Consider the following 22,418-nt stretch of genomic DNA (forward strand, 5'->3'; position numbering starts at 1 on the left):
CAACAGGGAAAGCGTCACCTATTTGTCACGGAACTGCGCTTCGCGCTTCTCGAGGAAGGCGCCCATGCCCTCTTTCTGGTCCTCGGTGGCAAACAGGGCGTGGAACAGGCGCCGCTCGAACAGGATCCCCTCACGCAGCGGCACTTCATAGCTGCGATTGACGGCTTCCTTGACGGCCATGGCGGTCAGCATGGACTTTCGAGAGATTTTGCCCGCTGCGGCCATCGCCTCTTCGATCAGCTTCTTGGCCGGGACTACGCGGGATACCAGGCCGGAACGCTCGGCTTCCTCGGCATCCATGAAACGTCCGGTAAGGTGCATGTCCATGCTCTTGGACTTGCCGACGAATCGGGTCAAACGCTGGGTTCCGCCCAGGCCAGCCACAACGCCGAGATTGATTTCGGGCTGGCCGAACTTGGCCGTATCCGCAGCGATGATGAAATCGCACATCATGGCCAATTCGCAGCCGCCACCCAGGGCGTAGCCGGCCACCGCGCCGATGATCGGCTTGCGAATCCGCAAGATCGCGTCGCCCTCGGCCCCAAACAGGTCCGCGCCGAAGACGTCGACGAAGCTTTTTTCCGACATCTCCGAGATATCGGCCCCGGCGGCGAACGCCTTGTCGGAACCGGTCAGCACGATGCACCGGACTTTTTCGTTCTTTTCCGCCTCGCGCAGGGCCTGACCCAGTTCGCTGAGAAGCTGCGTATTGAGCGCATTCAGCGCTTCGGGTCGGTTCAGTCTGATGAGGCAGATGTGATCTGTAATTTCGACGATCAGTGTCTCGAAAGCCATGCGGCCGAGCCTTTCCGTGATTGCACAGTTGCCAAGGGTTATCACCCTGACAGCATCATTCAAGCTATCTTTGACAGTCCGGACAGTAGAAGGTCGACCGACCCGATTGCGTGACCCGACGTATGGTTCCGCCGCACCCTTCGGTGGAGCAAGCGGCGGATTCGCGGCCATAGGCGCGGAACGCATGCTGGAAATAGCCCAGATCACCATTTGTCTGCCGATGGTCGCGCAGGCTGGATCCCCCGGCTTCGATCGCTTCTTCCAGAACTTTCCGTATGATCGGAACCAGCGCCTCGACTCTCGCGCGCGAAATGTTGTTGCACCGCCGCAACGGTGACAGGCCGGCGCGATGCAACACCTCGCAAACATATATGTTTCCCAGACCGGCCACGAGCGTCTGATCGAGCAGGCCGACCTTTATCTGGCTACGTCGACCTTGCAGGGTAGCGGCCAGCCTCGGCCCGTCGAAGCTGTTGCCCAAGGGTTCCGGGCCGAGAGAGGCCAGCAATGGATGGGCGTCACACTCAGCTGTCGGCACAAGGTCCATCGCGCCGAAGCGCCGGGCGTCGTTGAAGGTGATCCGGGCGCCGTTCTCCATTTCGAGGACGACGTGATCATGTTTGGCCAGCGGCAAAAGGTCGTGGTGGAAGCTGCCCGGAACGTCACCAGAAATGATCATTCTTCCGGACATTCCGAGGTGTATGAGGAGCGACTCACCGCTATTCAGATCCACCAGGATGTATTTCGAGCGCCGCCGCAACCGCTCCACGCGCTTGCCTTCGAGGCGTTCGGCCATCCGCTCGGGAAAGGGCCAGCGCAGATCCGGACGCCGAACCTGCGCCTCGAGGATGCGTTGCCCCGCCATCGCGGGCTCCAGCCCCCGACGCACCGTTTCGACCTCGGGTAGCTCCGGCAATCCTGTCTCCCTTCGACGCACCCTGTCGGGCTCGCCATTGCAGCGCCCCCGCAGCGCTCTATAAGGAGGGGCAAAATTCTGCGGGAGCAAGTCCCATGAGCGACAACTCTACCAAGACAACCCATTTCGGCGAGAAAATCGTGCCCGAGGAAGAAAAGAAGGGCATGGTTCATGGCGTCTTCTCTTCGGTCGCCTCTCGCTACGACCTGATGAACGATTTCATGAGCGTTGGCGTCCACCGCTTGTGGAAAGATGCGATGATGGACTGGCTGGCGCCGCGTCCCGGCCAGAAGCTGCTCGACGTGGCCGGCGGCACCGGCGACATCGCCTTTCGCTTCCTGCGCCGCGCACCGGAGGCGACGGCGGTTGTGTGCGACATGACCGAGGACATGCTGATCGAAGGCAAGAAGCGTGCCGAAGCCGAGAGCCTGTCGGACCGGCTCGACTGGGTCGTGGGTGATGCGATGGATCTACCCTTCGAAAATAACAGCTTCGACGTGGTCACCAATAGCTTCGGCACTCGGAACGTGACCCGGATCGAGGACGCGCTGTCCGAAGCTTACCGGGTTTTGCGCCCGGGCGGGCGCCTGATGACGCTGGAGTTCTCGCAGCTTCCGAACCCGGCGATGCAATGGGCCTATGACCGCTATTCCTATAACCTGATCCCGGTGATGGGGCAGGTCGTGGCCAATGACCGCGACTCCTATCAATACCTGGTGGAATCGATCCGGAAATTCCCCGATCAGGAACGCTTCGCCGCGATGATCCGGACTGCCGGGTTCGAACAGGTGAAATATCGCAACATGACCATGGGCGTCGTTGCCCTGCACTCCGGCTGGAAGCTCTGATCCCTTGCGTGGACCTCATAATATCTGGCGCCTGATTCGAGTCGGCGCCACGCTCGAACGCAACAACGCCATGGGCGAAATGCTCGATGCGCTCAACGCGCCGGTGCCGATCCGGATCGCCGCGCACACTTTGGGCTGGCCGTTCAAGTGGCTTGGCTACAAGGGCGATCCAAGCCTGCCGCCGCTCCTGAGCGCACTGAACGCGATGGGACCGGCCTATGTGAAGCTCGGTCAGATCCTGTCGACCCGACCGGATGTGGTGGGCGAAGATCTTTCCCACCAGCTCAAGATCCTGCAGGACCGGATGCCGCCCTTCCCGCGTGACGTGGCCATCGCCACCATCGAGAAAGAGCTGAATATCAAGGTCGATGAGGTGTTCTCGGAATTTTCCGAACCCGTCGCGGCCGCTTCCATTGCGCAAGTCCACCGTGCGCGTTTGCGCGAAACCGGTCAGGAAGTCGCGGTCAAGGTACTGCGGCCGAATATCGAGCGCAATTTCCGCCGGGATTTCGATGCCTTCTACCTGGGCGCCACGATCATCGAAACCCTCTCACCGGGCTCCCGCCGGCTGCGGCCTCGCGCGGTGATCGAGCATTTCCACGGCTCCGTGAAGGGTGAGCTGGACCTGCGGCTCGAGTCGGCCTCCGCCTCTGAATACGAGGCCAGCACGCAGGAGGATGAAGGCTTCTGGGTGCCGAAGATGCACTGGAAGCTCTCCGATCGCCGGATCATGACGCTCGACTGGGCGGAAGGCCCGTCCTGCAACGAGCTGGCGCGCATCGACGCACTTGGCTTCGACCGCAAGGTTCTTGGCGAGCGTATCCTTGGCCTGTTTCTCAAACACGCCCTGCATAACGGGTTCTTCCATGCTGACATGCACCAGGGAAACCTGAAGATCGGCCTGAACGGGGATGTGATCGCGCTCGACTTCGGCATCATGGGGCGGCTCGATGAATACACCCGTCGCGTCTATGCCGAGATCATTTATGGTTTCATCAAGAAGGATTACCGGCGCGTTGCCGAGGTCCATTTCGAGGCGGGCTATGTCCCTGCGGACCGGGATGTCGATGAATTCGCAAGCGCATTGCGGGTCGTGGGCGAGCCCATTTTCGGCATGTCGGCCGACGATATCTCGATGGGGCGGGTCTTGAGCTACCTGTTCGAGGTGACGGAACGCTTCGGTATGGAAACCCGGATGGAACTGATTCACCTGCAGCGGACCATGGTTGTCGTCGAAGGGGTATCGCGCTCGCTTTACCCGAATATCAACATGTGGGATGTCGCCCGTCCGGTGGTCGAGGACTATATTAAGCAGAGCATCGGGCCGCGCGCCTTGGCGCGGGACCTGACCCGCACCTTGCGGATCCTGTCCCATTTCGGCCCGCGCCTTCCGAAGATCGCCGAGGACATGCTGGCCAGACAGTCTGCCCTTAAGCCGAACACGCCGGAGGAGGTGCCGAAGTCGCATCGCTGGGCGTGGTTTGGGGCGGGAGCTGCCCTCGCCGCAGCGGTGACATGGGGCGTGACGCAACTCTGAAGAGCTGCGCCCCTTGCGGGGTCATGCAATCGAACGGACTGCGGACACGTCATCAGCGGAAATCGCGGTCCCGTCCGGCAGGATCAGGGCGTAGCCATCATCCTGACGCTGCACCTCGATGACTTCGACATAGGTCTCCGCGTCACGCGTGCTCAAAAGCTCACCGTTCGAATCATAGCTCTCGACACGAAAATTGTAGCTGCCCCCGGACACCTGCTGTCCTGAGTCATTTGTCCCATCCCACGTGACCTCGTCATTTCCGCTGGCGACAACGTAGCGTGTAACCTCGTTGCCATATGCATCCTGCACAACCATTTCGGCATAGCTGGCCGTCGGTTCGGATTGTGTCGTGATGGTGATCGGGTCTCCCTCATACTCAACGGGCGCAGCCACGCGGACTTCCTTTCCGACCCATTCGGCCATGGTGGCAAGATCACTGGAAGTGAAGACGGATATCAGCTCACTCAGGAGATCATTGGTTTCAACTTGCTGTTCGACTGCCGAAAACTGCGCAAGCTGTGCCGTGTACTCGGTCGAATCCACGGGATCGAATGGATCCTGGTTCTGCAATTGGGCCGTCATCAAGGTCAGCCAGGTGTCCATATCCTGCGACGTCAGGGATTCGCTTGTAAGCGCCGAGCTTGTCGTGCTTACCGCGCCCGTCTGGGTTGCTGCTGAAACGGAAGTCATCAAGCATCCTTACAATCTGAGATCCAGGCCGGCGCCGGAAACTGTGCTGGTATTTGTCGCCTGTATGTCGGCTTTGGACCGTGAAGCCAGGATACCACCGGAGCTGCCGTCCTGATCCTTTCACGTTCCCGGGTGGTCCCCACCCTCACTACGCCCCTCAGCGAAGGACATGCTTACGTCCTCATATCCCAATGCCCTGAGATCTGCGGAAAGGACTTCGATGTTGCGGCGGAACAGCTCCAGGGTCTCGGGACGATCAGCGTGGATGTTCACACTCAGACCGCTTTCGGCATTGATGAAAGAGATCCGCAGGTTGCCGAGTTCTTCCGGTGAAAGCCGGACGTCAAAGCTCTCACGAGAAGTCACCTGAACACGATCGCTGATTGTCTCCGCCAGAGACCTGCTCGCTGTTCGAAGCGCTGCCGAGGAGGTATCCGACTGCCGAACCGTCGTTGTTCCGACGCCTTCACGACCTCGATCCGAAAATACTTCGGACAAGTCCAATTCCGGCACCGTTTCGAATTCCTGTTCCGCGGCGATCGACAGGTCGCTTTCCACCTTCGCCGGGCTGAAACCTCCGGCTATGCTCGCAGGTGTTGTTCCGTTTTGCGCGTCACTTCTTGAAACAGACCTTTGGTGGACGCGGGGGGGCGCGTCTGGGGCACTCCGGTGCTCGTTCTCCTCGGAGTCTGCCTTCGAGAAGGATGGGCTGTCGGGTTGCCCCACCAATTCGCCGGAAGCCTCGAACCACTGGCCTTGCTGAGGTTGCTGGACGATTGATGACGCGGCGATAGGCATCTCGGGCACGAGGTTCTGTCGCAAAATCTCTGCCTTGACAGCTTGAGCGTTGAGCCCCTCCATCCCGTACCGGCCTTGCACCGCCGCGGATGCATCTTGTTCCATGGCAGCCTGGAACGCGGCTGGCTGTGACGGACTCATTGACACCTGGGGCCTTGCACTGACCTTTCTGTGAAATTGCACCTGTTGAGCCAGTGACGCGCGATCAAACGCCTCCTCAGATGTCGAGGTAGATGTTCTCGAAGGAATTGGCACTTGGAGACCCAATTCGCTCATTTCCGGGGCCGACCGGTCTGCTTGCGAAAGGTCTCCAATCGGAAGCGACATCCCATCTGGCCGGATCGGCTGAGTTGATGCGAATCGGCCTGAGTTGGAGGCTGTCATTGTGCCAATGGCATCTGGCTGTGATTGCACGACGACCCGCTGCCTGGACGCTGAAGGGGCAGGGGCACCACGCAGGGCGACGGATGGCTGCTGTGATTGAGTGCCCTCGGTTGAGCGCGACGAGATGTCTTGCAGCAACGGACGTGCCTTGTCGGTGGTTTCGCCGGCGAGGCCGGAGGGAGTGTTCCCGCCAGGGGGAGTCAATGGCATCCCGGGATCGTTGGAAAGGTTGGGCACAGAAGTGCCTGCTGCCGAAGCCCCTGTGGCGCTCACCAAGGAAACCGCGTCAGTCTGTTTGAGGCTTCCATTCGGAATGCTTCGCCCCGAATCGCCCTCTCTCGCATCAGCTTCGGGAAAGCGAGTGGTGGCAACGGCGTTCTGATTGCCTCGGAACTGGGAAAAAGACACCTTTTGCTCAACAAGTTGCGAGCCCGGGGAAGCCGCGGAGGTTTCGTCGGCGGGTCCTTCACTTGGCATCCGTTGCGCCGGCCACCCGTCCTGGGTCGGAGGCATCGGAAAGACACCTCGTCCCGCCTTATCTGGTGCGGCCGCATTTTCTCCCTCGACATCCTCGCTGCGAATGCCCTTCACGGACTTGCCGGCGTCGGTGCCTTCGGTATCGGTGCGGTCGGTCGCATTGAGCGCCAGTAGATCTTTGGGCTGTTCCCCGGATTGCACGCTCTTCGCGGCCAGATCGGCCACAGAACGCTCAACAACAGGCAGATTCGGTCGTTCAGGTGCGGTGGTGTCCGCAGTGCCGGTCTCGGTCGCTGGTTCGGGCAATTCTTCTCGATCTTTATTCAGAAGGTCATCAGAATCGGCAAAACGGTTCGTCTGATCCGACGATTTCGCGGTCGGGGTTTCGGTGACCGCCAGAGCTTCCCCTCCCTCGGGAGAGCCAAAAGGAATCGATTCTGTTTCACCCGCCTTCGAACTGTGATTGGTCCCCCCCTGCAGGGCCGACAGGTGGTCTGCGAATGAAATGTCCGTACTTTCAGTATGTTGACATGTTTTTCGCCCCGTCTGCGAGGTAGGAGACGTGACCAATGAAATGGATTGAGCTGGGTGCATCGATCGAATGGCCTTCTGGCTACGGATGATTGGAGGCTGCACGGATCGAGTTACTGATCCTTTACTTGCAGGGTGCTAATTTCAAAAAAGTTTTAGCCGACAGGAGGTCGAGCACGTGGAGCCTGTAGCAAATTCAGGACAAGGAACGCGCCCCGAGGGCACGCTGACGAGCAAAAGGGAGGCGCTGAGAGAGGTCGCGCAGGATCTGGAGGCAACGTTTCTGTCCGAAATGCTCAAGCACGCCGGCGTCGGCAAAACACCCGAAGGCTTCGGAGGCGGCGTCGGCGAAGAACAATTCTCGAGCCTTCTGCGCGACATGCAAGCCAGGGAGATCGCTGCCCGAGGGGGTATCGGCCTGGCAGAATCAATCTTTAATTCACTTGTGGAGACACTCGATGAGCAATGACCCAACGCAGCTTTTGCTTGATCTGCTCGAACAGGAGAAAACGCTTCTGATCGAAGGAAAAATCGAAAATGTCGCGGCGCTCGAACCGCAAAAGATCGAACTGGCCGAAAAGATCGAAGCGCAAGGCCCCCTCGATACCGAGAACCTGAAGAGGTTGCAGCAAAAGGTTCGCAGGAACCAGGAACTCTTCGAGGCCTCCAGGCGTGGGCTGAAAACGGCGGCAGCCCGGGTGTCCGAGATCAGGAGAGTCCTGACGCAGCTGGATACTTACACATCCAACGGGAGTCTTCGGACGCTGCAATTCGCAGCCCCGAAAGTTGAGAGGCGCGCTTGAAAGACAATGTCCGGGAAATTCGCGTAAAATCGTAGGCTTCTGGCGGGCCGGCATTAGGATTCTCTTAGCTGATCATCGCCAATCTGACATCGCACCCAACAAGGGTGGCACGTTCGGTCCGAGAGCCGTTCGTAGGGCGCAGAATGCGATAACCTCCGTCGGTTCGTCCGGCGGGTCAGCTCGCGGCGAAAAGCGCCGTTTGGAAGGAATATTTAGAAAATGACCAGCATCCTCACGAACACCAGCTCGATGATTGCCCTGCAAACTCTGAAGGGCATCAACTCCAGCCTTGAATCCGTTCAAAGCGAAATCTCCACGGGCAAATCCGTCGCATCGGCCAAGGACAACTCCGCCGTCTGGGCCATTTCGAAAGTGATGGAATCTGATGTCGCCGGTTTCGAGGCAATTTCCGACAGCCTTTCGCTTGGGGAAAGCACGGTTGCCGTCGCCGCGAATGCCGCGGAAACCGTGACGGACCTTCTCACCCAGATGAAGGAAAAGATCGTTGCGGCACAGGAAGACAACGTCGACCGCGACAAGATCCAGACCGATATCGATGCCCTCAAGGACCAGATCGGCGCGGTTGTCGGCGCGGCCCAGTTCAACGGCCTGAACCTGGTCAATGGCAGCAACAGCTCGGTCGATGTTCTCTCGTCGCTTGACCGCGACTCCAACGGAAACGTCTCGGCCAGCAACATCACCGTTGCAGGGCAGGATCTCAGCCTTGAGAACGGTACCGCTCTGACAGGGGCCGGCGTTCCGGCCCTGACAGCAGCAACGGCCGCGGTAGGCGCGTCGACCAACATCATCGCCGCAAACGCGTTTCAGATGATCGACACGGACGGCACGGCTCTGACCACGGCAAACAGCGTTGGCGTTGGAGCGATTTCGGAAACTGGGCTCGACAACCCGAACATCACGCCGGTCGATACGGGCTTGATGGCTGGAGACGTCGTCACGCTGACCTTCGGGGATACGAGTTCGGCTGGCGTGGAGGAGAATGTCGACTACTTCACCGTGAGCTACACGGTCAAGGAAGGCGACTTCGGCGAGAGCATCAACGCCGGCCTAGCAGCTGCCTTCAACGAGAAGGTCGGTGACCCGGCGCTCGAGAACTTTGGCAAGAACGCCGTTGTCGCGACAACCTTGGATGCGTCCGATCTCTCGGCGACCGCCACAGCTGGCGTATTCGCGATCGACAACGCAAACGCTGCAGATACGCTCGCCGTTGCAATTACGGCCGAACGTGGATCGGGTGGCCTGTCGGATCTAAATACCCTGGATGTCACGACGAACGCCGGTGCAGAAAGTGCGCTCTCCAGCATCGAGAAAATGATCGATACCTCGGTGGACGCAGCAGCAGCATTCGGTTCGGTTCAGGGGCGCATTGAAACCCAGGCGGACTTCATCGCAAAGCTCTCCGACTCGATGACGGCCGGTATCGGCACTTTGGTCGATGCAGACATGGAAGAAGCCTCGGCTCGCCTTCAGGCGCTGCAGGTTCAACAACAACTGGGTGTTCAAGCCCTGTCGATTGCGAACTCCTCGCCGCAATCGGTCCTCTCGCTGTTCCAATAAACTGAACAACGGGGCGCCTTCCAGCGCCCCGTTGCCTCCCCGCATAAGCGGGACCCTGCCCAATTTAGCGAACGGAAGGAAACTCCGTGAATGCCGTAGACATGGCCAAAAAGGCCTATGGGGCCAGTGCGACCCCAGTCAGAACTCCTCGCGACACAGAATACGCCGCCTTTGCACGTATAACTCAACGAATCCGGTCTTCCGCCTCGAAAGGAACCGAAGACTTCGCCGGCCTGGCGCGCGCCTTGCATGACAACCGGAAGCTCTGGACAATTTTGGCAACCGACGTTGCCGGCAAGACCAATGGCTTGCCCGATCAATTGCGAAGCCAGATCATCTATCTTTTCGGTTTTGTAAATCTTCAAAGCAGCAAGGTCTTACGCGGCCAAGCCTCCGCCGAGCCACTGATCGAAATCAACACTGCCATCATGCGCGGTTTGCGACAGGAGGCGCGTTCGGAATGAGCGGATTGGTTCTGAAACTTGCCCCCAAGGAACGTGTTCTGATCAATGGCGCTGTCATCGAGAATGGTGAGCGTCGCAGCCGGTTGAGCATTGTCACCCCCAACGCGAATATCTTGCGCCTTCGGGATGCCATTCATCCTGAAGAGGTCAATACGCCCGTGCGCAGAGTGTGTTACATCGCCCAGCTTGTTCTGTCCGGGGACGCCGATCCAGCAGAAGCCAGGCTTCAATTGCTGCGCGGCGTCGAACAGTTGAGTCAGGTTCTCAGGGATGATGACAGCCGAAGCAAGCTGGACATGGCAACGACAGCGATCATCGAAGGCCAGCATTATCAGGTGCTCAAAGCACTGCGAGGTTTGTTGCCCAGAGAGGAGCGACTTTTCGCGGCAATGACGCAATGACGTTTCAACCGATTGTCCCCATCAGCGGTTATGCAGGGTGGATATTCCTCAACAGAACTCTCGAAGCTCAGCAGGAAACCCACAGTGAAAGCCTGCAAACGAATACGGATTACTTCGCCGAACATATCGGCGAAGTGAAAACGGCCGAAGATCTGGTGTCAGACCGGAAGCTGTTGACCGTTGCGCTCGGGGCTTTCGGGCTTGACGATGACATCAACAGCACCTTCCTGATCCGGAAGGTGCTGGAGGAAGGCGTATCCAACTCGGATTCTCTGGCGAACAAGCTGTCCAATCAAGCATATTACAATCTCTCCGAAGCATTCGGCTTCGGGGAAGAACAACCCGCCAGGACAAGTCTGTCAGGCTTCGCTGACGAAATCATCAGCGCTTACAATACGGTCCAGTTTGCACTCGATGTAGGGGATCAGAACGAAGATTTCGGGCTGGCGTTGAACGCCAAAAGCACCTTGCCCGATATCGCCGAAAGCTCCGTGAGCAATAATGCGAAGTGGTACAGCATCATGGGCTCGACCACGTTAAGGACTGTATTCGAGACGGCGTTCGGCCTGCCCAGTGAGTTCGCCTCGCTGGACATTGATGAGCAACTGGAGATCTTCAAGGACAAAGCCGAAAAACGGTTTGGCTCGGATGAAGTTTCGCAATTCTCGGATCCGGAGAAAATGGACGCCCTCGTCAAGACCTACCTTCTTCGGTCCGAGATGTCGGACATCATGCAATCCGTGAGCGCTTCGAACACGGCGTTGATGCTCTTGTCTGGGGCGACGTCATAGCAGATCAACGTTCACTTTTTATGTGTGATCGTCAGTTTGCAAGCTTGGGCGGAATGGCGATGGTATGGAATCAACACCATCTGAAGTGTACTGTTCCTTGTGCGGTCAGTGCGTCAATTGCCATCATCCAGAGATCAACAATGGTGCTTGCATTGGGGCTCCTGCGGGTGCAGCAGTGACGCCGATTCACGAGATCTTGTCGAACGGGAGACAGATTGATGGCGAAGCTTCCTCGAGTTGTCACGGTAACACTGAACCCGGCCTTGGATCAGACGGCTCAGTCGCCGGATTTCCACGCCGGCAAGGTAAACCGTGTGATCAGCGAGCAATCGGATGCAGGCGGCAAAGGCGTGAATGTTGCCGCGTATCTTGCCCAGTGTGGCCATGATGTAACCGCGACCGGATTGCTTGGTCGGGGAAATCTGGAGCCGTTCGAAAATCTCTTTGCCGAAAGACAGATTGTTGATCGTTTCGTGAAACTGCCCGGCCTGACCCGGGTGAACGTCAAGATCGTCGACAAAATTCGCGAGCTCGTCACAGATATCAACTTTCCCGGGATCAATGCCGATGCGGACAGCATCGAAGCGGTCACCCGGATCGTGCTTGAACTGGCAGACACCGGCATCGAATGGTTCATCCTTTCCGGAAGCCTGCCGAAAGGCATGCAAACGGACAGCTATCGTCTGCTCATCGAGCAGTTGAAGGAAAAGGGATGCAAGGTTGTTCTGGATACCAGCGGCATCCCGTTCGACCGTGCGCTGCAAGCCAAGCCCGACGTGATCAAACCGAATATCGACGAGCTCCAGGAAGTGACCGGCTCGGTCATGGAGAGCCACGGTGAGATCATTGACGCCGCTCGGCAGTTTCTGGAAAACGGGACGAAGCTGGTTGTCGTTTCCATGCGGGATAAGGGCGCTTTGTTTGTCACCTCAGAGGAAGCCGTTCTTGCTGTGCCGCCAAAGGCGCGCGTTGTCAGCACGGTCGGCGCGGGCGATGCCATGGTCGCAGGGATCACGCATGGCCTGATTGCCGCCATGCCGCTTCCCGAAATCGCGCGTTTTTCAACCGCGCTGTCCCTTGGTGCTTTGGCGCAGATCGGGCCCAGCTTGCCGCCGCAAGAAGATATTTCTGATTTCGCGGAACTTGTGACCATTTCCGATCCGGACTGAGTCCGCGCGAATTTGCAGGCCTTTGCAACTCCCAAACGATCCGGGCAGTGCCTGCCTTCCGTGGAGCGGTTGAAAAGGCATGGGACATGGAGCGCGCCAAGTCGGGCCATCCCGATAAGGTCGATCAGTGCCGCGCCGAATCTCTGTGTCCAAGGCTTCCGCCCAAAAAGAACGCGACGAACCACGAGGATCGTCAGTCGCGTTTCGACTTGACGAGGCGCCTTCCGGTGCCTTCGGCGCGAAATGCCGCCGTTTCAACGGGTGCGAAATGGCCATGAGTGTTGCGGCTTGAATTTCCGCGCGTCGGCGCGTATGTGCAGCGCCTGAAGCTCGAGAAGCGAAAACGCAGGAAGACAAATGGCCAACCCCCTTCAGTTCATGCAGCAGGTGCGCACCGAGGTCGGCAAGGTTGTCTGGCCGACACGGCGGGAAGTGTTCCTGACCTCGATCATGGTGCTGGCGATGGCCACGCTCACGGCTATCTTCTTCTTCCTTGTCGATTTGTTGATCCGCCAGGGTCTGCAGGCGGTTCTCGGGCTGTTCGGCTGATTTCACGCCCCTTTGCCGTCGCTTGCGGGCGCGTAGCTCTTGAATCCTGTCGCAGGCAGCGCTAAAGCAGCCGGACTTTCCCCAGCAGGCGTGCATCGATTCGGGTCGCACGCCGCTTTTCGTTTGGGTGAGACGCCGGACATGATCCGGCACGGTTGGAATTTCCGGGGCCGGAAGGCTCCGGCTCAGAGCAAGGCATGGCATATGGCGAAGCGTTGGTATTCGGTTAGCGTCCTCTCGAACTTCGAGAAGAAGATTGCCGAACAGATCCGGCACGACGTCGTGCAGGCCGGTCTCGAGGACGAGATCGACGAGGTGCTGGTGCCGACCGAAGAGGTGATCGAAGTGCGCCGCGGCAAGAAGGTGACGGCCGAGCGCCGCTTCATGCCGGGCTATGTGCTCGTTCATATGGAAATGTCGGATCAGGGCTATCACCTGATTAACTCGATCAACCGGGTCACCGGGTTCCTGGGCCCGCAAGGCAAACCGATGCCGATGCGCGACGCTGAGGTGAACCAGATCCTCAACCGCGTCGAGGAAGGCGCCGAGGCGCCCCGTTCTCTCATTTCCTACGAGATCGGCGAGACGGTGAGCGTGACCGACGGCCCGTTCGAGGGCTTCTCGGGCATGGTCGAGGATGTGGACGAGGACAACAACCGCCTCAAGGTGACGGTGTCGATCTTCGGCCGGGCGACCCCGGTCGAACTGGAATTCGCTCAGGTTTCCAAGGAGACCTGAGGGATCGGCGGCAAAGCCGCCGGAACCCGGCAGAATGCCGGGGCAAATCGTGGGAGGCATGGCGGACGCGTCCGCCTCCTGACCACGGCAACATGAGTGGCCCCGGACGCGTTCGTGGGCCGTTGTAAGAAGGAGAGGCCAGATGGCCAAGAAGCTCGCAGGCAAGATGAAACTGCAGGTGCCTGCCGGACAGGCGAACCCGTCCCCCCCCGTTGGCCCCGCGCTCGGTCAGCGTGGCATCAACATCATGGAATTCTGCAAGGCGTTCAACGCCAAGACGCAGGACCTGGATCCCGGCGCGCCCTGCCCGACCGTGATCACCTACTACCAGGACAAGTCCTTCACGATGGACATCAAGACGCCCCCGGCGTCCTATTTCCTGAAGAAGGCTGCCAAGCTGAAGTCCGGCGCCAACAACCCGGGCAAGCAGACCGCCGGTTCTGTGACCGTGGCACAGGTGAAGGAAATCGCCGAGGCCAAGATGAAGGACCTCAACGCGAACGACATCGAAGCCGCGATGCAGATCATCCTCGGCTCCGCGCGTTCCATGGGTATCGAGGTGAAAGGGTAAATTATGGCCAAGCTTGGAAAACGTACCCGCGCCGCCCGTGAAGCCGCTGCTGGCAAGGAAAACCTGACTGTCGAGGAAGCCGTATCGCTGGTGAAGGGCAATGCCAACGCCAAGTTCGACGAGACCATCGAGATCGCGTTGAACCTGGGCGTCGACACCCGCCACGCTGACCAGATGGTCCGCGGCACCGTCGTTCTGCCCAACGGCACCGGCAAGACGATGCGCGTCGCTGTCTTCGCCCGTGGCGACAAGGCTGACGAAGCCAAGGAAGCCGGTGCGGACATCGTTGGCGCCGAAGACCTGATGCAGGCCATCCAGGGCGGCGAGATCAACTTCGATCGTTGCATCGCGACCCCGGACATGATGCCGATCGTCGGCCGTCTTGGTAAGATCCTGGGCCCGCGCAACCTGATGCCGAACCCGAAGGTCGGCACCGTCACCCCCGACGTCAAGGCCGCCATCGAGGCAGCCAAGGGTGGTGAAGTGCAGTTCAAGGCCGAAAAGGGCGGCGTGGTTCACGCCGGCATTGGCAAGGCCTCCTTCGACGAAGCCAAGCTGGTCGAGAACGTGCGCACCTTCTGCGACGCGGTTGCCAAGGCAAAGCCCTCGGGCGCCAAGGGCAGCTACATGCAGAAGATCTCGCTGAGCTCCACCATGGGCCCGGGCGTCACCATCGATGTGGCCGCCGCGACTGCGCAAGCCTGATCGCTCAAGAAATCGATTGGAAAGGGGCGCCTGCAGGCGCCCTTTTTTTTTCGTTCCGCCCGGGCTTCGACGCGCTCGCATTGGCGGATTGGCGGATTGACACATGGAGTGGTGTGGCCGTCGCCGAATGGGGCCCTGGCTGCGCGCACGCACTGGCCGGAGGCAGCACGATAAGGGTGGCGAAATTGATCGGAACGGCCCAAGCAACGGCTGTGACGATTGCAACGGATGCGCTAGGGTTTCCCCAAAGAATTGCAAATCAGGTGGCGAGCATGGGTATTTCCAGAAGAACGGTTACAATTGGGCTGAGCGCATTGGCGCTGACGGCCTGTTCCGGCGGCGGCGGCAGTGTCTCGCGCGCATCTCCGACGAAGGTAAAGGCGGTGCCGAACCCGGCATTCGACGCATGGGTTGCAAGCTTCAAGGGCCGCGCCGCCGCGAACGGCATTTCGCAATCCACCATTGACCGGGCTTTCCGGAATGTCGGCTACCTGCCGGATGTAATCCAAAAGGACCGCAACCAGACCGAGTTCACCCGCACGCTGGAGGATTACATCGCCATCGCGGCCTCGGACGAGCGGATCCGCATGGGGAAATCTGCCCTCAGCAAGCATAATGGCACACTGTCTGCCATCGAGAGCCGATACGGCGTGGAGAAACAGGTCGTGACGGCTGTCTGGGGGCTGGAGAGCAAATACGGAACGCGCCGTGGCGATATCCCGGTGATCTCGTCGCTCTCGACGCTGGCCTTTGACGGGCGGCGCGGCGCCTTCATGGAAAAACAGCTGATGGCCGCGCTCCGGATCTTGCAGCGGGGCGATACCACGCCGGAAAACATGCTGGGAAGCTGGGCGGGCGCGATGGGCCACACCCAGTTCATCCCGACATCCTTCGAAGCCTATGCCGTTGATTTCACCGGCGATGGCAGGCGCGACATCTGGTCGGACAACCCGGCAGACTCGCTGGCATCGACAGCGGCCTACCTCCAGCGCTCCGGTTGGAAGCGTGGGCAGCCCTGGGGCGTGGAAGTCCGGCTTCCGGCGGGCTTCTCCGGCCCGACCGGGCGCGGCAGCAAGCGCAGCCCGGATGCCTGGGCCGCTTCCGGGGTGCTGGACATGAAGGGGAACAGGGTGCCCAATCACGGCTCCGCCGCCATTCTCGCCCCCGACGGGCTGAGCGGCCCAGCCTTCATGGTCTTCAACAACTTCAACGTCATCCTGCGCTACAACAATGCCGAGAGCTATGGAATCGGCGTTGGTCACCTCTCGGACCGGTTGGACGGCAAGCCGCCAATCCAGGGCAATTTCGCGCCGGACCGCTACGGCATGAGCATAGACGATCGCAAGGAACTGCAGCGACGGCTGAATGCGAAGGGCTATGACGTTGGCGAACCCGACGGCGTGATCGGTTCCAAGACGGAAGCGGCGATTTCCGACTATCAGCGCAGCAAGGGGATGGCCGTGACGGGTCAGCCCTCGCAGGCGCTCCTGAACAGCCTGCGCTGAGGGAAGAGAATGACAACGATTTTCGGATTGAGCGGCAGCCTGCGCCGCGCGTCTTTCAACGCCTCCCTGCTGCAGGCGGCAAAGGCGCAGATGCCGCCCGGAACTGAGCTGAAGATCGGCTCCATTGCCGACGTGCCGCTCTACAACGCGGATGTGGAGTCGGAGGGCGTACCCGAGCCGGTTCTGCATTTGCGCGAACAGATTGCGGCGGCCGACGGCTTGCTGCTGGTGACGCCCGAGTACAACAACGGCATCCCCGGCGTGTTCAAGAATGCTCTGGACTGGATCGGCAGCGGGCCGGGGGCGGATGTGTTCAAGGGCAAGCCGGTGGCCGTGATCGGGGCGTCTCCGGGCGGATTCGGAACGATCATGGCGCAAACCCAGTGGCTTCAGGTCCTGCGCGCGCTGCAGGCCAGACAGTATCACGAGGGCAGATTACTTGTTTCCGGAGCCAGAAAGCTGTTTAATGATCACGGAACGCTTACGGACGATGCGACGACGGAGAGGCTGGCGGCTTTTCTTGACGGCTTCGTGATCTCCATTGCAGGGTAAGGTTTTGCTCTTGGCAAGCGCCCTGTTTGCTTCTAATTAAACATCTCGCAATTCAGCGTACGATTCGTCGTGCGCTATTTTGCGTTTCGTCCAAGACGGTGGGTGGCCTCATCAATTCGACCGGGGCCATAAATCCTGCCTGAGACGGGATACGACAAGATTGGCCGAGGGTGTCCTCGGGCGTATTGGCGCAGCCCCGTAAAACGGACCTTAACGCCGGCTCACGTCGGCAAAGTAGAGCCGGGGGGTGCAAGCCTCCCATACTTGGAGTGAAACTGTGGATAGAGCCCAGAAAGAGAAAGTGGTCGAGGAACTCGGCCAGATCTTTGAAAGCTCTGGCGTCGTAGTGGTATCGCGCTACGAAGGTCTCACGGTTGCAGAGATGCAGAATCTTCGTGCCCGCGCCCGCGGCGCCGAAGCTTCCGTTCGCGTTGCCAAGAACAGGCTCGCCAAGATCGCCCTTGAAGGACAGCCCTGCGCAAGCATCGGCGAGTATCTGACGGGCATGACCGTTCTCACCTTCTCGGAAGACCCCGTGGCTGCGGCCAAGGTTGCCGAGGACTTCGCCAAGGACAACTCGAAATTCGAGATCCTCGGCGGTGCCATGGGAGAGAACGCCCTGGACCGTGCTGGTGTCCAGGCCGTGTCGAAAATGCCGTCGCGCGAGGAGCTCATTGCTTCCATCGTCGGCTGCATCGGCGCGCCTGCATCCAACATTGCCGGGGCCATTGGCGCACCTGCTTCGAACATCGCGAGCATTCTCAGCACCATCGAGGAGCGCGGCGAGGCCGCGTGATCGCGAGACCTTCGTGGAGAGTTACCCTTCGCGTTGGAACACATCTAGAAATACGGAAACAGTACAATGGCTGATCTGAAGAAACTTGCTGAAGAGATCGTGGGTCTGACCCTTCTCGAAGCCCAGGAACTGAAAACCATCCTCAAGGACGAATACGGCATCGAGCCCGCTGCTGGCGGCGCTGTCATGATGGCGGGTCCCGCTGACGGCGCTGGCGCCGCTGCCGAGGAAGAAAAGACCGAGTTCGACGTGATCCTCAAAGCCGCTGGCGACAAGAAGATCAACGTCATCAAAGAAGTCCGCGCCATCACCGGCCTGGGCCTCAAGGAAGCCAAAGAGCTCGTCGAAGCTGGTGGCAAGGCCGTCAAGGAGCAGTGCTCCAAAGAAGAGGCCGAAGAAATCAAAGGCAAGCTGGAAGCAGCTGGCGCCGAAGTCGAACTCAAGTAATCCGAGTTTCGATGTGATTTGTGAGGCAGGAGCCGGTGAAAACCGGCTCCTGTCGAACCTGTCTTGGAAAGGGCTCAGCATTCGAGCCCTTTCCAAGGCGCGGTTCAAATGGTTCGGGAGTTGCCGGTGGGACGGCAGCGGGAATAGAACCTGACCCCCTTCATTCGTGAGCGGCGTGCAGCCGGAGCCCGACGGCATGCACAGACGTGACAGACGAAAGGTGACTTACCACATGGCGCAGACCTTCCTTGGCCAGAAGCGACTCCGCAAGTATTACGGCAAAATCCGGGAAGTCCTGGAAATGCCGAACCTCATCGAGGTTCAGAAATCTTCTTATGACTTGTTCCTGAAATCCGGCGACTCGACTGAGCCGAAGGACGGCGAAGGCATCATGGGTGTCTTCCAGTCGGTCTTCCCGATCAAGGATTTCAACGAGACCGCGGTTCTCGAATTCGTCAAGTACGAGCTGGAAAAGCCCAAGTACGACGTCGAAGAATGCATGCAGCGCGACATGACCTACAGCGCACCGCTGAAGGTCACGCTTCGCCTCATCGTTTTCGATGTGGACGAGGATGCCGGCGCGAAATCGGTGAAGGACATCAAGGAGCAGGACGTCTTCATGGGCGACATGCCGCTAATGACGCCCAACGGCACCTTTATCGTCAATGGCACCGAGCGTGTGATCGTCTCCCAGATGCACCGCTCTCCGGGCGTGTTCTTCGACCATGACAAGGGCAAGACCCACTCCTCGGGCAAGCTCCTGTTTGCCTGCCGGATCATTCCCTATCGCGGTTCCTGGCTCGATTTCGAATTCGACGCCAAGGACATCGTCTATGCCCGTATCGACCGTCGCCGGAAGCTTCCGGTCACGACCTTGCTCTATGCGCTCGGTCTCGACCAGGAAGGCATCTGCGACAAGTATTACGAAACGGTCGACTTCAAGCTGGAGAAGAACAAGGGCTGGGTTACCAAGTTCTTCCCCGAGCGTGTGCGCGGCACGCGCCCGACCTATGATCTGATCGACGCCGCCACCGGTGAAGTGATCTGCGAGGCCGGCAAGAAAGTGACGCCCCGCGCGGTGAAGAAGATCCTCGAAGAGGGCGCGATCACCGAGCTACTGGTGCCCTTTGATCACATCGTCGGCCGCTACGTTTCCAAGGACATCATCAACGAGGAAACCGGCGCGATTTATGTCGAGGCCGGCGACGAGCTGACCTGGGACGTGGACAAGGATGGCGAAGTGACCGGCGGCACGCTCAAGGAGCTGCTGGACGCGGGCTTTACCGAGATCCCTGTTCTCGACATCGACAACATCAATGTCGGCCCCTACATCCGCAACACGATGGCGGCGGACAAGAACATAGGCCGCGAAGGCGCGCTTATGGACATCTATCGCGTGATGCGCCCGGGCGAGCCGCCCACCGTCGAGGCCGCCTCCACGCTTTTCGACAGCCTGTTCTTCGATAGCGAGCGCTATGACCTCTCGGCCGTTGGCCGGGTGAAGATGAACATGCGCCTGGCACTCGACGCCGAGGATACCCAGCGGACGCTGCGCAATGAGGATATCATCTCCTGCATCAAGGCGCTGGTGGAACTGCGGGACGGCCATGGCGACGTGGACGATATCGACCACCTCGGCAACCGTCGTGTCCGCTCCGTTGGCGAGCTGATGGAGAACCAGTACCGCGTCGGCCTGCTCCGCATGGAGCGCGCGATCAAGGAACGCATGTCCTCGGTCGAGATCGACACGGTCATGCCGCAGGATCTGATCAATGCGAAGCCCGCCGCCGCGGCCGTGCGCGAGTTCTTCGGCTCCTCGCAGCTGTCGCAGTTCATGGACCAGACCAACCCGCTCTCCGAGGTCACGCACAAGCGTCGTCTCTCGGCGCTTGGCCCGGGCGGTCTGACCCGCGAGCGTGCTGGCTTCGAGGTTCGCGACGTGCACCCGACCCACTATGGCCGGATGTGCCCGATCGAAACGCCGGAAGGCCCGAATATCGGCCTGATCAACTCGCTGGCCACCTTTGCCCGCGTGAACAAATACGGCTTCATCGAAACCCCCTACCGGGTGGTGAAGGACAGCAAGGTGACCGACGAGGTGCACTACATGTCCGCCACCGAAGAGATGCGTCACACCGTGGCCCAGGCCAACGCGCATCTCGATGCCGAGGGCCGGTTCGAGAACGACCTGGTGAACACCCGCCAGTCGGGCGAATACACCATGGCGCCGCGCGAAAACGTGGACCTGATCGACGTGTCGCCGAAGCAGCTGGTTTCGGTCGCTGCGTCGCTGATCCCGTTCCTGGAAAATGACGACGCCAACCGCGCTCTGATGGGCTCGAACATGCAACGTCAGGCGGTGCCGCTCCTGCGTGCCGAGGCGCCGCTTGTCGGCACCGGCATCGAGGAAGTGGTCGCGCGCGATTCCGGTGCGGCCATCATGGCCAAGCGTGCCGGCATCATCGACCAGGTCGACGCGCAGCGGATCGTTGTCCGTGCCACCGCCGATCTCGAAGTCGGGGATCCGGGCGTGGATATCTACCGTCTGCGCAAGTTCCAGCGCTCCAACCAGAACACCTGCATCAACCAGCGTCCGCTGGTGAAAGTGGGTGACACGGTGACCAAGGGCGAGGTTATCGCCGATGGCCCGTCGACCGATATTGGCGAACTGGCGCTCGGCAAGAACGTGATCGTCGCGTTCATGCCGTGGAACGGCTACAACTACGAGGACTCGATCCTGATCTCCGAGCGGATCGCCAAGGATGACGTCTTCACCTCGGTCCATATCGAGGAATTCGAAGTCGCTGCCCGTGACACCAAGCTTGGGCCCGAAGAGATCACCCGCGACATTCCCAACGTTGGCGAGGAAGCCCTGCGCAACCTCGACGAGGCGGGTATCGTCTATATCGGCGCCGAAGTGGGGCCGGCGGATATTCTCGTGGGCAAGATCACGCCGAAGGGCGAGAGCCCGATGACGCCGGAGGAAAAACTCCTGCGCGCCATCTTCGGCGAGAAGGCTTCGGATGTTCGTGACACCTCCCTGCGCCTGCCGCCGGGGGATTTCGGTACCGTCGTGGAAGTCCGCGTCTTCAACCGTCACGGTGTGGAGAAGGACGAACGCGCGCTGCAGATCGAGCGTGAAGAGGTCGAGCGTCTGGCCCGTGACCGGGACGACGAGATGGCCATCCTTGAGCGCAACATCTATGCGCGCCTGAAGTCGATGATCCTCGGCAAGACCGCCGTGAAGGGCCCGAAGGGCGTTCCGGCCAATTCCGCGATCACCGAAGAGTTGCTGGGGACCCTCTCCAAGGGTCAGTGGTGGCAACTGGCACTGGCCGAAGAGGCCGATGCGCAGGTTGTCGAGGCGCTGAACGAACAGTTCGACGTGCAGAAGCGCGCTCTGGAGGCCCGTTTCGAGGACAAGGTCGAGAAGGTCCGCCGTGGCGACGACCTGCCGCCGGGCGTTATGAAGATGGTCAAGGTCTTCATCGCGGTGAAGCGCAAGCTTCAGCCGGGCGACAAGATGGCCGGCCGTCACGGCAACAAGGGTGTCATCTCCAAGGTCGTTCCGATGGAAGACATGCCCTTCCTTGCCGATGGTACGCCTGTCGACTTCGTGCTGAACCCGCTCGGCGTGCCGTCGCGGATGAATGTCGGACAGATCCTCGAGACCCATATGGGCTGGGCCGCGCGCGGCCTTGGCATCAAGGTCGACGAGGCGCTGGACGAGTATCGCCGCTCCGGTGACCTGACGCCGGTGCGTGACGCGATGAAGATCGTCTATGGCGACGATGTCTACGAAGAAGGCATCGCCGATATGGACGAGGCACATCTGGTGGAGAGCGCTTCGCTCGTCACCAACGGTGTTCCGATCGCGACGCCGGTCTTTGACGGTGCACGCGAAGAGGGCGTCAACGACGCGCTCAAGCGTGCGGGCTTCGATCTCTCCGGTCAGTCGGACCTTTACGATGGCCGCACGGGCGAGAAGTTCTCCCGTCAGGTCACCGTGGGCATGAAGTACCTGCTCAAGCTGCACCACCTTGTCGACGACAAGATCCACGCCCGCTCCACGGGCCCGTACTCGCTCGTCACTCAGCAGCCGCTCGGTGGTAAGGCGCAGTTCGGCGGTCAGCGTTTCGGGGAGATGGAGGTCTGGGCGCTGGAAGCCTATGGCGCCGCCTACACCCTGCAGGAAATGCTGACGGTGAAGTCGGACGACGTGGCTGGCCGGACCAAGGTCTACGAGAGCATCGTCAAGGGCGAGGACAACTTCGAAGCCGGTGTGCCGGAATCGTTCAACGTCCTTGTCAAGGAAGTGCGCGGCCTCGGCCTGAACATGGAACTCCTGGATGCGGAGGATGAGGAATAAGGCC

General features: G+C 60.0%; 22 protein-coding genes. 18 read left to right on the plus strand and 4 right to left on the minus strand.

The genetic code is table 11. The features are described 5' to 3' along the window. Positions 1-18: 18 nt before the first annotated feature. Together AX756_RS00045 and mutM are read right to left on the minus strand one after the other, a co-directional pair. Complete coding sequence (locus AX756_RS00045; RefSeq protein WP_068307181.1) at positions 19-795, minus strand: enoyl-CoA hydratase; 777 nt, start codon at positions 793-795, stop codon at positions 19-21. Between the two features lie 64 nt (positions 796-859). Continuing rightward, on the minus strand, positions 860-1,711 hold the full coding sequence (gene mutM, locus AX756_RS00050; RefSeq protein ID WP_068307183.1) for a bifunctional DNA-formamidopyrimidine glycosylase/DNA-(apurinic or apyrimidinic site) lyase: 852 nt from the start codon (positions 1,709-1,711) through the stop codon (positions 860-862). Between the two features lie 95 nt (positions 1,712-1,806). On the opposite strand from mutM, the gene ubiE reads away from it, so the two are divergent. Both ubiE and ubiB read left to right on the plus strand, forming a co-directional pair. Next, on the plus strand, positions 1,807-2,559 hold the full coding sequence (gene ubiE, locus AX756_RS00055; protein WP_068307185.1) for a bifunctional demethylmenaquinone methyltransferase/2-methoxy-6-polyprenyl-1,4-benzoquinol methylase UbiE: 753 nt from the start codon (positions 1,807-1,809) through the stop codon (positions 2,557-2,559). Positions 2,560-2,563: 4 nt separating this feature from the next. Further along, positions 2,564-4,096, plus strand: a complete 1,533-nt coding sequence (gene ubiB, locus AX756_RS00060; protein WP_068307187.1) for a 2-polyprenylphenol 6-hydroxylase — start codon at positions 2,564-2,566, stop codon at positions 4,094-4,096. Between the two features lie 21 nt (positions 4,097-4,117). On the opposite strand, the gene AX756_RS00065 is transcribed toward ubiB, so the two are convergent. Both AX756_RS00065 and fliK read right to left on the minus strand, forming a co-directional pair. Next, the gene (locus AX756_RS00065; protein WP_082738845.1) at positions 4,118-4,786 is read right to left on the minus strand and encodes a flagellar hook capping FlgD N-terminal domain-containing protein; all 669 of its coding nucleotides are present in this window, start codon (positions 4,784-4,786) and stop codon (positions 4,118-4,120) included. Between the two features lie 120 nt (positions 4,787-4,906). Next, complete coding sequence (gene fliK / locus AX756_RS00070; protein WP_082738846.1) at positions 4,907-7,039, minus strand: flagellar hook-length control protein FliK; 2,133 nt, start codon at positions 7,037-7,039, stop codon at positions 4,907-4,909. A gap of 115 nt (positions 7,040-7,154) precedes the next feature. On the opposite strand from fliK, the gene AX756_RS26305 reads away from it, so the two are divergent. From AX756_RS26305 to rpoB, 16 genes are all read left to right on the plus strand, one after another. Continuing rightward, positions 7,155-7,445, plus strand: a complete 291-nt coding sequence (locus AX756_RS26305; RefSeq protein ID WP_068307193.1) for a rod-binding protein — start codon at positions 7,155-7,157, stop codon at positions 7,443-7,445. Further along, entirely contained in the window at positions 7,435-7,779 is a 345-nt protein-coding gene (locus AX756_RS00080; protein ID WP_068307194.1) for a hypothetical protein, read from the plus strand. The genes AX756_RS26305 and AX756_RS00080 overlap by 11 nt, the downstream gene beginning before the upstream one ends. A gap of 219 nt (positions 7,780-7,998) precedes the next feature. Further along, positions 7,999-9,357: a flagellin gene (locus AX756_RS00085; RefSeq protein WP_068307197.1), complete on the plus strand. Its 1,359-nt coding sequence runs from the start codon at positions 7,999-8,001 to the stop codon at positions 9,355-9,357. Positions 9,358-9,458: 101 nt separating this feature from the next. After that, on the plus strand, positions 9,459-9,821 hold the full coding sequence (gene flaF / locus AX756_RS00090; RefSeq protein WP_170307789.1) for a flagellar biosynthesis regulator FlaF: 363 nt from the start codon (positions 9,459-9,461) through the stop codon (positions 9,819-9,821). Beyond that, positions 9,818-10,222 (plus strand): flagellar biosynthesis repressor FlbT, encoded by a 405-nt coding sequence (flbT, locus tag AX756_RS00095; RefSeq protein WP_068307200.1) that lies wholly within the window; start codon positions 9,818-9,820, stop codon positions 10,220-10,222. Before flaF ends, flbT begins: the two co-directional genes overlap by 4 nt. Beyond that, on the plus strand, positions 10,219-11,013 hold the full coding sequence (locus AX756_RS00100; RefSeq protein WP_068307202.1) for a DUF1217 domain-containing protein: 795 nt from the start codon (positions 10,219-10,221) through the stop codon (positions 11,011-11,013). The genes flbT and AX756_RS00100 overlap by 4 nt, the downstream gene beginning before the upstream one ends. A gap of 218 nt (positions 11,014-11,231) precedes the next feature. Further along, positions 11,232-12,182, plus strand: a complete 951-nt coding sequence (gene pfkB / locus AX756_RS00105; protein WP_068307204.1) for a 1-phosphofructokinase — start codon at positions 11,232-11,234, stop codon at positions 12,180-12,182. Between the two features lie 357 nt (positions 12,183-12,539). After that, positions 12,540-12,731: a preprotein translocase subunit SecE gene (gene secE / locus AX756_RS00110; protein WP_068307207.1), complete on the plus strand. Its 192-nt coding sequence runs from the start codon at positions 12,540-12,542 to the stop codon at positions 12,729-12,731. A 204-nt stretch (positions 12,732-12,935) separates the two neighbouring features. Continuing rightward, on the plus strand, positions 12,936-13,469 hold the full coding sequence (gene nusG, locus AX756_RS00115; protein WP_068308062.1) for a transcription termination/antitermination protein NusG: 534 nt from the start codon (positions 12,936-12,938) through the stop codon (positions 13,467-13,469). Positions 13,470-13,611: 142 nt separating this feature from the next. Further along, positions 13,612-14,040 carry a 50S ribosomal protein L11 gene (gene rplK / locus AX756_RS00120; protein ID WP_068307209.1) on the plus strand — a complete coding sequence of 143 codons (429 nt, stop codon included), beginning with the start codon at positions 13,612-13,614 and terminating at the stop codon, positions 14,038-14,040. A gap of 3 nt (positions 14,041-14,043) precedes the next feature. Continuing rightward, a complete protein-coding gene (rplA, locus tag AX756_RS00125; protein ID WP_068307211.1) occupies positions 14,044-14,745 on the plus strand; it encodes a 50S ribosomal protein L1 in 702 nt (233 codons plus the stop codon). A gap of 272 nt (positions 14,746-15,017) precedes the next feature. Then, entirely contained in the window at positions 15,018-16,250 is a 1,233-nt protein-coding gene (locus tag AX756_RS00130; protein WP_068307213.1) for a lytic murein transglycosylase, read from the plus strand. A 9-nt stretch (positions 16,251-16,259) separates the two neighbouring features. Next, positions 16,260-16,802, plus strand: coding sequence for an NADPH-dependent FMN reductase (locus AX756_RS00135; protein ID WP_068307214.1), 543 nt, complete (start codon positions 16,260-16,262; stop codon positions 16,800-16,802). A 277-nt stretch (positions 16,803-17,079) separates the two neighbouring features. Next, on the plus strand, positions 17,080-17,598 hold the full coding sequence (gene rplJ, locus AX756_RS00140; RefSeq protein WP_068307215.1) for a 50S ribosomal protein L10: 519 nt from the start codon (positions 17,080-17,082) through the stop codon (positions 17,596-17,598). Between the two features lie 66 nt (positions 17,599-17,664). Then, positions 17,665-18,045: a 50S ribosomal protein L7/L12 gene (gene rplL / locus AX756_RS00145; protein ID WP_068307216.1), complete on the plus strand. Its 381-nt coding sequence runs from the start codon at positions 17,665-17,667 to the stop codon at positions 18,043-18,045. Between the two features lie 232 nt (positions 18,046-18,277). Then, entirely contained in the window at positions 18,278-22,414 is a 4,137-nt protein-coding gene (gene rpoB, locus AX756_RS00150; protein WP_068307219.1) for a DNA-directed RNA polymerase subunit beta, read from the plus strand. Positions 22,415-22,418: the final 4 nt, after the last annotated feature.

Source organism: Aliiruegeria sabulilitoris (genome assembly GCF_001558155.1).
GTDB classification, from domain to species: domain Bacteria; phylum Pseudomonadota; class Alphaproteobacteria; order Rhodobacterales; family Rhodobacteraceae; genus Tropicimonas; species Tropicimonas sabulilitoris.